At 37.6% G+C, this 14531-nt stretch carries 13 protein-coding genes and 1 pseudogene; 2 read left to right on the plus strand and 12 right to left on the minus strand.

The features are described 5' to 3' along the window. Positions 1 to 273 precede the first annotated feature (273 nt). Complete coding sequence (locus L8T27_RS20865; RefSeq protein WP_233315258.1) at positions 274 to 1224, plus strand: site-specific integrase; 951 nt, start codon at positions 274 to 276, stop codon at positions 1222 to 1224. A gap of 89 nt (positions 1225 to 1313) precedes the next feature. On the opposite strand, the pseudogene L8T27_RS20870 reads toward L8T27_RS20865, so the two are convergent. The 3 genes and pseudogenes from L8T27_RS20870 to L8T27_RS20880 form a co-directional block, all read right to left on the minus strand. Beyond that, positions 1314 to 2724, minus strand: a pseudogene (locus L8T27_RS20870) (glycoside hydrolase family 1 protein). 278 nt (positions 2725 to 3002) lie between these two features. After that, positions 3003 to 3188, minus strand: coding sequence for a helix-turn-helix domain-containing protein (locus L8T27_RS20875; protein ID WP_282581461.1), 186 nt, complete (start codon positions 3186 to 3188; stop codon positions 3003 to 3005). Between the two features lie 263 nt (positions 3189 to 3451). Beyond that, entirely contained in the window at positions 3452 to 5383 is a 1932-nt protein-coding gene (locus L8T27_RS20880) for a pre-peptidase C-terminal domain-containing protein (protein ID WP_237942739.1), read from the minus strand. A gap of 341 nt (positions 5384 to 5724) precedes the next feature. On the opposite strand from L8T27_RS20880, the gene L8T27_RS20885 reads away from it, so the two are divergent. Then, positions 5725 to 5982 carry a hypothetical protein gene (locus L8T27_RS20885; protein ID WP_248574494.1) on the plus strand — a complete coding sequence of 86 codons (258 nt, stop codon included), beginning with the start codon at positions 5725 to 5727 and terminating at the stop codon, positions 5980 to 5982. 784 nt (positions 5983 to 6766) lie between these two features. Here L8T27_RS20885 and menC read toward each other — a convergent pair. The 9 genes from menC to L8T27_RS20930 form a co-directional block, all read right to left on the minus strand. Next, complete coding sequence (gene menC / locus L8T27_RS20890; protein ID WP_481858866.1) at positions 6767 to 7897, minus strand: o-succinylbenzoate synthase; 1131 nt, start codon at positions 7895 to 7897, stop codon at positions 6767 to 6769. A 7-nt stretch (positions 7898 to 7904) separates the two neighbouring features. Further along, complete coding sequence (locus tag L8T27_RS20895) at positions 7905 to 8552, minus strand: GntR family transcriptional regulator (protein ID WP_237942744.1); 648 nt, start codon at positions 8550 to 8552, stop codon at positions 7905 to 7907. Further along, positions 8521 to 9765 (minus strand): MFS transporter, encoded by a 1245-nt coding sequence (locus tag L8T27_RS20900; protein WP_237942746.1) that lies wholly within the window; start codon positions 9763 to 9765, stop codon positions 8521 to 8523. The genes L8T27_RS20895 and L8T27_RS20900 overlap by 32 nt, the downstream gene beginning before the upstream one ends. Then, positions 9737 to 11131 carry a M20/M25/M40 family metallo-hydrolase gene (locus L8T27_RS20905; protein ID WP_237942748.1) on the minus strand — a complete coding sequence of 465 codons (1395 nt, stop codon included), beginning with the start codon at positions 11129 to 11131 and terminating at the stop codon, positions 9737 to 9739. Before L8T27_RS20905 ends, L8T27_RS20900 begins: the two co-directional genes overlap by 29 nt. A gap of 462 nt (positions 11132 to 11593) precedes the next feature. Next, positions 11594 to 11788 carry a ribonuclease toxin immunity protein CdiI gene (gene cdiI, locus L8T27_RS20910; RefSeq protein WP_237942750.1) on the minus strand — a complete coding sequence of 65 codons (195 nt, stop codon included), beginning with the start codon at positions 11786 to 11788 and terminating at the stop codon, positions 11594 to 11596. Then, positions 11767 to 11907 (minus strand): hypothetical protein, encoded by a 141-nt coding sequence (locus L8T27_RS20915; RefSeq protein ID WP_237942752.1) that lies wholly within the window; start codon positions 11905 to 11907, stop codon positions 11767 to 11769. The genes cdiI and L8T27_RS20915 overlap by 22 nt, the downstream gene beginning before the upstream one ends. Before the next feature lie 47 nt (positions 11908 to 11954). Then, positions 11955 to 12569 (minus strand): malonate decarboxylase holo-ACP synthase, encoded by a 615-nt coding sequence (locus L8T27_RS20920; protein WP_237942754.1) that lies wholly within the window; start codon positions 12567 to 12569, stop codon positions 11955 to 11957. Beyond that, positions 12563 to 14236 (minus strand): biotin-independent malonate decarboxylase subunit beta, encoded by a 1674-nt coding sequence (gene mdcD / locus L8T27_RS20925; protein ID WP_237942756.1) that lies wholly within the window; start codon positions 14234 to 14236, stop codon positions 12563 to 12565. Before mdcD ends, L8T27_RS20920 begins: the two co-directional genes overlap by 7 nt. After that, complete coding sequence (locus tag L8T27_RS20930) at positions 14226 to 14525, minus strand: malonate decarboxylase subunit delta (RefSeq protein WP_237942758.1); 300 nt, start codon at positions 14523 to 14525, stop codon at positions 14226 to 14228. The genes mdcD and L8T27_RS20930 overlap by 11 nt, the downstream gene beginning before the upstream one ends. Positions 14526 to 14531 lie beyond the last annotated feature (6 nt).

Here is a 14531-nt window from a genome sequence, read left to right on the forward strand (position 1 = left end):
GAGGATTAAAAATAGCGCATACAATTGCAGTCATTTTATACCAAATATTAGGAATGCAGAGATTCGCTCTCTGACGAAATTAACTTTTCTTCAATGGATAACCATTCACCTAATTTCCTTGTAGAGCTCCTCAGAAACATTCTGTTTTATGGAAAAAACAATGGCTAAATAAGAAATTTTTACTTAAAAATGGCTTAAATACTTCTCATTTAAGCTGACTTCCGATAATATATAGTTATCGGAAGTCAAGAAAAGCAGTTAGGAGAGGAACAAATGCTCGTTCCAGATCATAAAAATACCCCTGCATTTACAAAGCAGCAAATGGACAAAATAAACTATTATATCTCCCACTCGAAAAGCAATAATACGAAAAAAAGCTATTATGCAGATTGGAAGCATTTCACCGATTGGTGTGCCTTACATAATGTCTCCCCCCTCCCTGCCGAAGTGGAAACAATTTGCTTCTATTTAACAGAGCTGGCTGAATCACATAAATTCTCGACATTAAGAAGACGAATTGCATCTATCAGTGAAGCACATAAAATGAGCATGCATGTCAGTCCCACGAAAAGCTTAGAAGTGATTGCATTGATGGATGGGATACGAAGAGAAAAAGGATCACGGCAAAGACCGAAGAAAGCATTGATGCTCCAAAACCTGCCTGATTTAATAAGTGAGATAGATACTGCCACCTTAGCAGGAGTCCGCGACAAAGCAATTATCTTATTAGGCTTTGCCCTTGCCAGCAGACGGTCAGAGTTAGTGGCGATTAATGTCGATGATTTGGAATTTCATGATTTCGGCATGGACGTTAGTGTCCGTGACACGAAAACAAGAAATGATGATTTAATTAAAGGGGTTGTGTTTTCCAATAATGAATATTGCCCTGTCAAAGCAACAGAGGATTGGATCGAAACAGCAAAGCTTTTCAACGGCGCGTTGTTCCGCTCCATTGATCGCCATGGCAATATAAATGGAAGACTTAGTGATAAGTCGATTTCCTTAATCATTAAAAAGTATGTCGCCTTAGCCGGTATGGACCCAAGACAGTTTGGCGGACACAGCTTGCGAAGCGGCTTATCGACAAGTGCGGCGATGATGGGAATGACCGATATTGCGATCATGAAACAGACTGGCCATAAGACGAGAGAAATGGTCGATCGGTATGTACAGGCAGGGCAAAGATATCGTAATAATGCGAGTAGTGTGCTGCGAAATTTGTGAGGGTATATATAATGGAAGAAACTCGGATTTTTCCGGCGAATTTTTCATAAAAAAAGAGAAATTGAGTGGGCTCAATTTCTCTTTTAGTGTTACAATTCTGCACCGTTCGTCTTTATAACCTTCTTATACCAATAAAAGGAGTCCTTTTTAATTCTGTAATAAGAACCGTTTCCTAAATCATCTGCATCAACATAGATTAAGCCGTAACGTTTTGACATTTGTGAGGTAGACGCACTTACGATATCAATACAGCCCCATGATGTATAGCCCAGCATTTCGACTCCTTCCTTGCAGGCGATGTTCATTTGCTCAAAATGCTTGCGGAAATAATCAATGCGATAATCATCATTCACCTTGCCATCGACTAATTCATCAATCGAGCCAATTCCATTCTCAACAACAAACAATGGCAAATGATAACGGTCATATAAATCAATCAGTGACATACGCAAGCCGACAGGATCTACTTGCCAGCCCCAGTCACTAATATCTAAGAGTGGATTTTTTACGCTCGTAATTAAATTGCCGCCGACCTTTTCCATTTTATCTTCATTCACACTTTTAATCATCGACATATAGTAGCTGAAGGAAACAAAGTCAACGGTATGCTGTTTTAAAATTTCATCGTCTCCTTCTAGTCTTTTAATAACAATACCATTGTCTACTAAATAACGCTTCATGAAAAGTGGATATTCGCCAAATACCTGAACATCTGCATAGAAGAAGTTGTCTCGATTATGTCTTTGTGCAAGCAGGACATCCTCTAGGTTCGAGGTTAATGGGTAAGCGAGTGTTTTTGTCAGCATACAGCCAACTTGAGCATTTTCAATCATTTTATTTCGTTGCTAAGCTGCTTGCAACAAATTGATGGTGCAATGCTTGATAGATTGCTGCCTCTGCGTCTTTTTTACTCGCATACTTTTCTTCTACCACACCAACTGTTGTAAATGGATGTCTAAAAACACTGTCAATTTCATTAAAGGTTAGCCAATACTTAACATACTCTCCAAAGTGTTTAAAGCATACCTTCGAATAGGTAACAAACATATCTACTACCTCACGGGAAACCCAGCCATCATAATGATTAACTAGATAGAGTGGCATCTCGTAATGAGACAGGGTAACAAGTGGTTCAATATTTCTTCTGCGCATTTCTTTAAAAAGACGTACATAGTAATCAATAGCCGCTTGAATCGGCTCTTCTTCTGTACCTGTTGGAAAAAGCCTCGTCCAAGCAATAGATACTCGCAAACATTTCATGCCCATTTCTTCCATTAATGCTAAATCCTCTTCATAGCGATGATAAAAGTCAATGCAGCGTCTTTTCGGATAATAAACAGTATCATCTGTTTGCATGGCCTCTTCTATTTGTTCTGGACTAACATGCCACTGACTGACATAATCGCTTTTATCTATATTCGGCTTATACATTGCTACATCTGCCACAGACATTCCCTTACCGTCCTTATCCCAAGCACCTTCTGCTTGGTTTGCTGCAATCGCTCCACCCCCATAAAAATCAGCTTTCCTCTGTTATTTAAATCTCTACCTTTTCATCTGCTGTTGGAAGCTCAATACTAGCACCATTTGTTTCAATAATTTTCTTATAATAATGAAAGCTTTCTTTTTTTAGACGTTTAATCGTTCCACTTCCATCATTTTATTTATCTACATAGATAAAACCATACCATCTTTCCATTTCACTTGACCATTTAATACAACGCAATCCTTTGTTATTACTACTTTTGTGTTAGGCACTCGTATCGCCTCTTTTCAATTTACTCTTTGCTCCCAATCTTCATCTCAATACCAAGAGCATACAGAACCTTCAGTAATGTATCTATTCTAGGAATAGTATCCATATTGAACATCCTAGAAATAGCAGGTTGTGTTAAACCAGTCATCTCTGCTATTTCTCTTTGACCTATATCTATATCCAACATCTTCTTTTTTATTTGTAGCATACAATCGGCATAAAAATAGTAAAGTATTTTTCATAATTGCTCATGTTGTTTTCTTTCCATTCTGCCCAATTCAGTTATAACACCTCTTTCAATACCTTATGGGTTTTTTTATCGCATATTAGCTATAAAAAACAAGGTATTACCAGACGTTTAAATTAATTTATTTTCACTAATTGACAAAGGAGTAATAAATAATTGCGCTAATAACTTTATTAGTAAAACTAAAAAGCTGATTAACAAAACGTCAATCAGCTTTTAACTTATTATAGGTATACAGTTACTTTAGAGCTCTCTTCCGCCCCCTTACTTGTAACAGTAATATAAAACTTTTCTTGCTTACTTACTTGCTTAGTAACACTCACTGAAATACTTGACTTTCCTTTTCCTACAGCTTTAGAAGTACTAATAACTTTTCCAGATTCATTGTAAACTTTTACAATATCTCCTTCTTTAAGTCTCTTAACAGTCATTGAAACTGAAGCAGATACATTACTTACACTTGGAGTTGCACTCGTTACTTCACCAGAAAATGATTTAGATAGTTTGCTACTCTCTAATTTACCAGGCATTGTAACTGTAACTTGTACCGATCCTTTTTTAGTTCCTAGTTGCTTAATGCTTACACTCGTACTTGTTTTGCCTTTTTCAACTGCTTTTGATGTAGAAATTAGTTTACCTTTAGAATCATAAACCTTGACTATATTCCCAGCTTGCAATCCATTGACTGTTACGGTATCATTCTTACCTTTATTATTCTTTATTGATACTTGACTAGATTTCAATGTCTCACTGATTTTTTCAGCTGCAAAACTGATTTCTTTTTTGCTACTTTCTTTCATAGTTGGACTTGTAACTGTAATAAAAATACTTCCCTTATCTTTGCCTATTTGAGAAATACTAACAGTTGTACTCGTACTACCACTAGCAACTGCTTTTGAAGTTCCTAGTAGTTTACCACTTTTATCATAAATCTTAACAATATCACCAGTTTTTAATTTACCAACAGAAACAACATCAGATTTACCAGTGTTATTTGTAACTGCAACTTGATCAGAGGCTGGTGTAGAAGTTATAAATGTTGCCTTAACATTAAATTGATAAGATATATAACTACCAGGATAATTTGCAACTCTAATAAAATAATTTCCATTTGTTAAATTGAGTTTAAGGACTGAATTACCACTTCCATTGTCAACGGTTCTTAAATTTGCTACTTCACTGCCAGCCTGATTATATACATAAAATGTTTTGTAACGATCAGCATTGCTTAATTCAATGTTGACACTACTACTTGCTGGTAGACTAAATTTAAAATAATCTTCATCTGAACCATTTTGTAAAATGCCTTTGTAGGTTTGATTCAGAGCAATATTATTGGCAGTAACAAATGAGTCATTCCATTCCTTTTCATAGAAATCACTCTTTGTATATTCTACAGAAAATGCATATGCAATATCACTGCCTGGATAGTCACTGATTCTAACATAATAAGTACCAATAGGTAATCCAACTTGAACTGAAGAATTACCCTCATATCCATCTTTAGTAGTAAACTCTGCAAAGTTATTACCATTTGCATCATATATGCCCATGCGTTTATATCTATCAATATTACTACCATTTAACTTAACATTTCCTGGACTAGTTAATGTAAATTTAAAATAATCTTCATCTGAACCATTTTGTAGAGTACCTTTATATACTTGATTTAAGTTAATTTGATTGGCAGCCCTAAACGAGTCATTCCATTCCTTTTCATAATTATTACTTGCATTATACTTAACTGTAAATTCATATTTAGCGTTTGAATCATAATTATCGTCTAAAAGTACATAATACGATCCTGCTGGTAATCCTACTTCCTTGCTTGTATTACCTTCTAAATTGGAGCGATTATTAAATGAAGTGAATTCCTCTCCAGTTGAATCTAACAATTTAATTCTTTTTGTACCGTTAGCATTACTTATCTCTAATGTAACATTACCTGGACTGGACAATGTAAACTTATAGTAATCCAGATCACTATAACCAGTTAGTACACCAGAGTATGAAGTATTAACATTAATTAATGAAGCTGAGTTAATAGAGTTATTATTTTCAATATCTCTATTTATTGCTGCGGCTTTAGTACTAGTGCTAAAAGATAAGAAAACTAAAATAATACTAAAAATAAAAACATTAAATTTCTTTAACACATTTTTTCCCCCTAAAAATTTTCATATGTTACCACAATTTACAACTATATCATACTTATTTCCTAGTTGTAAGTTTGTATTTTTCGTCTTTTTTCGACAGTAAACAACATAAAAAGACTCTTTTTTAGTGTTTATTACAATAAAAATGTTTTTACATTGAATTCAATAGGAAAGTAATTACATTTCACTATGAAAATGGTGATATATTAATGCTTTTACAATATTAGAGATGAGGTTCAATTTATGAGAGAAATACCAAAGTTTAAATTAATGAGTTTTATTTTTGGTTTAGCATGTTTTTTTATATTCTTACAACCCAAATAGCTCAAATGCTGCTCCAGATGTCAATGCGCCATAATGTTGAAATCGAATTACCTGATAAGGAAGTTTTAGAACTTGGCGACATTATCAAAGTTAGAGCAAGTGTTACAGATGATATATCAGGGGTAGACTATGTTTACGCGGTGTTTAAACCAGAAACTATATCTTACCGTTCCCTCTATATTTACCTTAAACCCGTTTATGGTGAAAATGGAGAAGTTTCCTATTACGAAGGATTAAGCGATGTTGATCTAAGAGGTTGTGTTTCGCAAAAATAAACTACATAAGTTTGCAAGATTATTATGCAGACTATTGCAATAAAAGGTGCAGACCTATAAATGATTTGACATTGAGCCTCTACGGGCAAGTTCAAGAGCCTCAAAAGCCAGATATAACAAGTTATCTGGCTCTGCCAAGATGGCAAACATGCCCGCTTCTGCATATAAAATCGTGGGTAAATCACTATGTATTTTTTCTTGCAACTTTCTGTTATTTTCTTTCAATCAAAATAACTTATACATTCTTTAATAAAACATGGTTTTTATTTGATTTAAAAAGAGATGTCATATCAGATACCTCTTAATTTTTCTCTTCTATATTTTTACATTTAACACGAAGCTTTTTTCCGTAGGATCGCCTCACCATCAGAAATTCCTTCAACTGTGTTTTTCAATCATGTATAGGACATAAAAAGGCTATGTCAAAGTGGGTTAAAATATGTATAAAAAGTAGCCGCTCAATGAGCGGCTACTTAATGAAAGGAAGCGAACCAAGTGGAATTGCCATACAAAAGGCGAATTGTTTTTTTTGAACAGCATGTCCTCCATGCAATTCCCTAACATCATATGTAGACAACCTGGTTTGGTGCACAATAATAAATCAAAATTTCAGGAGACTGTTATCTTGTGCTGATAAGTGCCAAATTAACTGGATAAGAACAAGATAACGCTCACATTCTGTCTTTTTATTTTCAAAACGCTTGCCAAAAAACCAAATGAGCTTAGCTTAAGCTAAGGTCATTGTTCTACATTGGTGATAACAATTCAGTTTGAACTTTTATTATTAGACAGCTACACTCTCATTCACAACCACTTTCTTTTCAACAGTAAACTGATCTAGTGCGTAATCATCAATATCATAACCAAGTCCTGCTTGTTGTGGGACATCTACATAGGTGCCGTTTAATTCAATCGCTGGGTTAATGATATCTTGGTTGTAATAACGAGATGATGCTGCGATGTCATTCGGCAGTGTGAAGCCTGATAATGTTGCCGCAGCGATGTTATGGGCACGTGCGATACCTGAATCTACCATGCCGCCGCACCATACTGGAATACCGTGGGACTCACAAAGTGCTTGGATTTTTTTCGCTTCTGTCAACCCGCCAACACGGCCTACTTTAATGTTGATGATACCGCAGCTTCCTAGTTCGATAGCTTTTCGTGCATCTTCAACTGTGTTGATGCTTTCATCAAGACAGATTTTTGTATTGATTTGTGCTTGTAGTGTTGCATGGTCCACGATATCGTCATGATCAAGCGGCTGTTCGATCATGATTAAATCGAGTTTATCTAGCTCTTTGAATACCTCGATATCATCTAGTGTGTAAGCAGAGTTAGCGTCTGCCATCAGCATAATGTCGCTGAATTCTTCTCGAACAGCTTTCATAATTTCAACATCTTTGCCTGGTTTGATTTTAATTTTAACTCGTCTGTAGCCTTCATCTAAATAGCCTTGCACAACTTTAACCATTGTAGCAGCATCCTTTTGAATACCGATGCTGACCCCTGTTTCTACTTGTGATTTTGTTCCGCCAAGGAGCTGGTAAACTGGTTTGTTTTCGATTTTTGCATACAGATCCCAAAGCGCACAGTTAATAGATGATTTTGCTAAGTTATTTTTACGGATATGTTCAAAGATAGTGCTTGTTTCGTCAGGATGGGCAATATCTCCTTCTTTTAGCAATAATGGAATTAAGCAATCTTGTAATGCTGCCCAACAGCCATTTACAAACTCTTCGTTGTATAAAGGGAATTCAAATGCTGAGCATTCTCCATAACCAATTTTCCCTTCGCCATGAATCTCAACAATGATGCATTTTTTTGCAGTCATTGCAGCAAAGCTTGTTTCGAATGGTGCTTTTAACGGGATGTCTACTTTTCTTAACACAATTTTATCAATTTTCACGGTCATACACTCCTTAAGATTGTTTTTTTAAATAGTCTTTTAAGTTTGTTAATACGCGATTGTTGTGCGTCAACAAGATGTCTTGCAGCTCGTCAAACTTGCCTCGTTGTATCAAATCAAGCATCTTTTCATGCTCCGAAATGGAGAGATTGATGCGATTTTCAAATGTAAAGTTAAGATTTTGGAACATTAACAACGGATATTTCAGCTTCAAGTAGAATTCTTGGAGAACATCACTATTGCTTAAACAAATCATATGATAGTGAAAGTTAAAGTTCATTAACGTATAGTCCACTTGATTTTTGACATTTTTCATTTGCTTTAATTCTTCTTGTAAAGAGTTGAATGAATAATCAGAAATATCAACTTGGTTTAAGCGGCGTATCGCCATTTGTTCGAGATTGTTTCTGATTTCAAAAATATCGTAAACATCTTGCGTCGAGAATTCTTTGACAAAGCTGCCTTTCCGCGGCTTTTTAACAGCAATTCCTTCCTGCTCGAGCCGGTATAATGCTTCTCTTACAGGCGAACGGCTGACAGAGAATTTATCCGCATAATCACTTTCTCGAATACGGCTTCCTTGGGGCAATTCACCATTAATGATTTGATTGACCATATAATTAAAAATCTCATTGGGCAATTGTTGGGTTTGCAGTAACATCCTCTTCTTCCTTTCTTTTAGGTACAGCACGTAATGTTAATGAAACGATAAAGGAGAGGGCAACAGCAGCAATCAAGAACATAAACGCCGCATTGTATGAACCATTAAATAAATCTATTAAGAATCCAATTGCAAGCGGTGCAACAAAACCAGCGATCTGTCCGCCGAAATTAACAATGCCAGAAGCGGAACCAAACTTATCGGGTAAGATGAAGCTTGCAAGTAAAGCAAAGATAGAGCCAAAAGCAATGGATTTAAAGAAATACACTAGTATTTGAAAGATGATAACAGATGTTAATGTTTTAGAAGAATACATTCCATAAATAAGAACAGCTGTTAAAACAGACACAATACTAAGCAAGTACTTTTCTTTTTGCTGGAAGAACTTCATCATAAGCCATCCGCTTATTGCTGCCCCTAGACCTGCAGCAATAAATGGGAGCGGTACGAGAATCGAGATTGCCTTTAAGTCAACACCGCGAACATTAAGCAAGTAAGTTGGCATCCAAGAATCTAGCCCTTTGTTGACGATACTGACACCGAAACAAATGATTACTAACTGCCAGATGATGGTGCTTTTTAATAGCTCTTTATAGCTTATTGAATTTTTAGCTTTAGCTTGCGTTGCGGCTGTAGTTTGCTTCATTGGGCGAAGCCAGAAGTAGTAAAAGACTGCAAATACGATACCGACAACTCCAATAATATAAAACGTGCTTCTCCAGCCGACAGCTAAGATTAATGGTGCAATAATCAGCGGTGCGATGGCACTTCCAACATAATTGGAAGACAGCATACCAGTTACTGCTTTTGGTCGCTGCGACTGTGGAAATACTTCAGACACTGCCTTCAAACTAGCTGTTGGATAAGCACCTTCACCAATCCCGAAAAGGATACGAATAAACAATAAGGAAACTAATGACCAGGCCATACCTGTCATCGCAGTGAAGAGCGACCATAACAGGATCGCGATAAGTGCAACGATATTCGAACCAAACTTATCGGCTAACCAGCCGCCTGGAATTTGCATTAACGCATAGCTGAAGAAGAAAACACTGACAACAAAACCGAGCTGGGTTGCATCAAGGTTGAATTCTGCTCCAATATACGTTAAAGCAAGTGAAATAGCGGCCCTGTCGATATAACAAATACAATAGCCTATGTACACAAGTGTAAATACAAAATATTTAGATCGAGTTCCCTTTAACGTACTCATTCGCCTTCACTCCGCCTTCTATTATTTTAGAAATCTCCGAGATTATATGATAAGTAGATTTAATGCCACTTTCAAAATTAACAAGCTTCAAGTTTTCATTCGGCGCATGATTCGCTTGATCGAAGTTAGCGTAAGGCACAATAAGAACAGGAACATTTAAAATATCTGTCCACACATAGTTTGGCAACGTTCCCGGCATAACTGGTTCTAAAATAGGTTTAATGCCAAAGCCTTGTTCAAGTGCTGCTAAAACAGGTTTCACAAAAAAGGAATCAATATTTGTATTGGACGGAGGAGTGGATACCATTTTTAAAACAGAAACACCTTCAAGCGGTTCAATCATTTTTTCGATATTTTGATAAATTTCATCAGGATTTTGCTTCCCGACGAGACGCATGTCTAACTTCAGCAAAGCTTTTGACGGTATAACCGTTTTTGCGCCTGCATCTACATAACCACTATGGATACCGGAAATGTTTAAGGTTGGTTCATACATTAATTTCGTGAAGTATTCTTCTTGGGAGAGAGTCAGGTTTGGTAACCCGATCTTAGCTGCTAATGTTTCACTATCATAAGGAATGCGGTTTAAAATTGCTTTTTCTTGTTCATTCGGTGCTTGTACGCCTTTATAGAAATCTTTAATTGCCACCTTGCCGTCATCGCCCTGCATCTGTGACAATAATTCAACTAACTTCCACGCCGGATTTTTAATGATATTGCCTGTGTTGCCGGAATGATTATCCTGGCTCGCAGATACAGCTTCAAGCTCCACATATAGCATACCGCGAACACCAAGACGAAGCACAGGTGCGCCGCTTTCATGACAAGAGCCGTCGATTGAAATGGCAAGATCAGATTGTAAGATTCCATCTTTATGCTCTTCCACAAATGCTGCAAGGTTAGCACTGCCTTGCTCTTCTTCCCCTTCAAACACAAATTTCACATGAAAAGGAAGCTGTTTATGTATTTCTAAATAAGCCTTAATCCCAAGTAATTGCGCCATTAGCTGACCTTTATTATCACCAACACCACGGCCATACAAGCGGCCATCTCTAATACTTGGTTCAAATGGAGGGCTGACCCATGCATCAATTGGGTCTGGTGCCATCACATCATAATGACCATACAATAAGACCGTAAAATCCTGCTCCCCTTTAATTTCACCAAACACGATCGGGTGTCCAGCCGTTTGAATGACCTGTGTCTTTGCTTGCAGACTTTCTAGCAGCTCAGACACTTTCAGAACCGTCTCCTGCATCCCTTCACCGCTAGAGCTAATACTTTTTTGTTTAACTAATGCGATAAGCTCATCTATATTCTTCGTTCTGTTAGAATCAACAAATTCTTGAATATTGGTAGTTGCCACACGAAAACCTCCTTCTTCATTGTCGATTGTCGACAATTTCTAATCAATAAGTTACTACCTAGGGAAAGAGAAGTCAATATATTTTCAGAAAATTAATTATATTATATTTATTTATTATCAATGCTATTTTGAGATAAGGCTGGGAGGTTATTATTTTAAAATAGAAACTAAGTTTGCATGTTTTTACAGAAAATGGAGAGATAAACAGTTTGTCCCTCTTTTACCTAGTACAGAGTTTCTATAGTCTTACTTTATTGCTAATTGTTATTAATTTTTTGTCATTTTGGATGCGTAAAAATTACTGCATAGTATATGAGAAATAACTATAATTAAAGGACTCGTAGGGCTATACCAACTTAGTCTATCCTTCAATATTAAATTTCCCTTTGATTTTCAGAAGATATTCCTTTACCTTTTCTCTATTCTTTAGGCGTTTTTGTAAATACTCTTCACAGTCTTCTTTTAGATATCGATAAAACGTTTGGTATCTTCGTCGACAGCACGATAATCAATGAAATAAATAATACCTTCTTCACCGAAGTAATCTTCTTCCCATTTTTCGTAATAACTCGCAAAAACATATCGCGCGTATTCGTCTCCATATCCCCATTCTTTGGAATACTGTTCTAATATAGTTAAGAATTCCCCATTTCCCATATGTCCATAATAAATTTAATTAGCTGTCTTTGTTCTGCTTCTGATAATTCTTTCATATCTGTATCACCTAATTCTTTAACAATAGACGGGAAAAAGTTCTTAAAATACCTGTTCTTCAACTATTTCCCCTCTTTTTCTATGATAAATTTTCTTTTGAATCCCTCTATTACCAAGGGTTAGAAACCAATTCTGGTCCCTTTTGGGTACGTAAAATTATTTTATCTGTTCGTTTGTTTATCCATTCTCGCAATAAAAACGCACCGTTACCTGTTTCTATTTGGATATCTGTGCGAATTGGTAAAAGATCTAATTGCTGCAGTACCTCTTCTGCCTCTGTGATCACAATTGGTTGCGGTGCTTGTACTACAATATCTAGGTCGCTTGTTTCCTTTAAAGCTTGATATCCAGTCGCTAGTTCAAAGCCGGCACTGCCTGTCGGACCCCACTGCCAGTTGCCCATGATTTCTGCCACTTTATTGAAGCTTCTTAACACCGGCAGTTCTCGTCTTTGTGCGTTTAATGAGTTCCAGCTTTTTTGTTCTGCTAGTTTGTATGGAGTGATAATTTCTTCTATTCCGTTTCGATGTAGCAGCGCTGCTTGCCGCTGGTTACGTTGCTCCCCTCGAATTCCTACAGGAATATAATCACTAGTTTGTTCCGCTCGGCGCACGACAACGAATGGGGCACGCCTTAACGAGGCAGTGACCCATTCGTTGTCTTCCTTCCATTGCAGCTGTGATAAATCAGAGACTTTTATTAAGTCATGTGGTTGAATTACCATTGCTGTCTCAACATTTCACGGACTTTAATCGTTGCAGCACGGCCGCCGTTTCTTGCTTCATCTGTTTGTAAACGGAAGCTTAAATCAGTCGCTGCATTCTTTGTGCTATTAATTGCTTCTGTTAAAGTTTGCTCTACTATTTCCATATCTTTTTCCGTTGGAGAATCTGCATCAATATTGGCAAGTAATTTATACAGCGGTCCTAATGATTGATAACTGCGAACATCATATGCCATTGAGGGCACGGATTTCGTTGCTTCTTCCAGCTGTTCAATTGTGCGTTTTGTAATTCTTGCTGCAGAGGCTTTTGACATTGCTTGAATGTTGATTTTGTCATCGTCAAGTGCAATTAACCGGTTAGACTGTAAGCCATGAGCTAAAAACCCGCCAGAGATAGCATTGCCGACAATTAATCCAATAACAGGATGGCCCTTTTGCCGTGCTGTTGCATAAGCATCTGCGCTTGCTGCTAATGCTAAGCTGATACCAATCAGCTCTTCCTTATAGCCATACGCCTGACTTGGTACATCAATAATAGCGATAATAGGGCGTTTTGTTTCCTTGTCTGCATCTTGATGGATGACATCGCGTACTATTTGCGCAGCAGTCCAGCCCTCAAGCAGACCTACTTCCCCATTCCGAGCTCTAGGAAAATGATTATTAGCATCCGGTACAATTGCTATATAACGAGCAAGTTGGTCATTCTTAGTTACATCAGCAGCTAGAATGGATGGTGTTGCACTAGTAGGATGTGTGATACCTGTTAATGCAGAAAACCATTTATAGCCTCTTGATTGTGACATAGCGCTAACACCTGCTGTTGCCATTGGCACAGACTGCTTCACTGCCTTATGCTGGTTGTAATACTCAGCATATCGTTTTGGATTCCATTCTATTGCAGTATCCATTTCTTTTAATAAAGAAAGATGAAATTCGACTTGTTCTGTTTTGGGCGATTTTTTTCCCGCTGAAAACGCCGCTTTAATAGCAGCGACAATCGACTCAACATCGTCCTCCACTACTTCCTCCAGCAATCCTGTTCTCTCCCGCTGACTAGCACCAATCGTATTCCAAATCAATGCTTTATCACTTGAATCAAATTCCATCACACCAGCTTCTTGTTCGATAACCTCTGGTCCATTCAGACCTAACCGTGCTTTATTTGTTGCAAGCAATGTTGTACATAGTTCGGCGACAATGGACATGCCTCCGAAAGCGCCGACTCTCCCTGGAATTAGTCCAACAACAGGAACGTATTGACGTAAGGCTACAATCTGATTGCAGATTTCGGAAATGGACAATAATCCGTAATTCGCTTCCTGCAGACGGACGCCGCCTGTATCAAATAAGATAATTGGATAAACAGGGTTGCCTTGTTTATTCTCTTCAAGGGCCAATTCCAGTGCGCCAGCAATCTTCGCACCGCTCACTTCACCAATGCCGCCGCCTTGAAACGCACCTTCTAACGAAATAACGACAACATGCTTTTGATTAATTAGCCCACGAGCAACGATAACCCCATCATCACTTTGCGGAACAATTCCTTGTGGCTCTAAATGGGGTGACTGCATTTTATCGAGCGGTCCCAGCAGCTCGCGGAATGTACCTTTGTCCACTAATGCTTGTGCCCGCTCACGGCCATTTAATTCTACTAAACTATTCCGCAAAGCCGATCACCTCCAATGCTTGTGTAAGCCTTAACTGCACAACGCCTGGTGTTGCACCGAAATCATGGATTGTTATATTCGCGGTAATAGGGTAGCGGTTGAAAAAACGTTCCAATACATTGCCCCATACTTCACCAAACCCATCACTGCCGGTGAGCACGCTGACTTCTGTTTTTGTTCCCTCTGCCGGCTCTAGAATGATTTCCAAATCTCCTGAACCGACAACACCTATATGTGCTGCAGTTTGAATCGATTTAGAAGTTTCAAAGTGAAACTGTAGTTTTTCCATAGATGA

This window comes from Niallia sp. Man26 (assembly GCF_022049065.2).
In the GTDB taxonomy this organism is placed as follows: Bacteria; Bacillota; Bacilli; order Bacillales; family Cytobacillaceae; genus Niallia.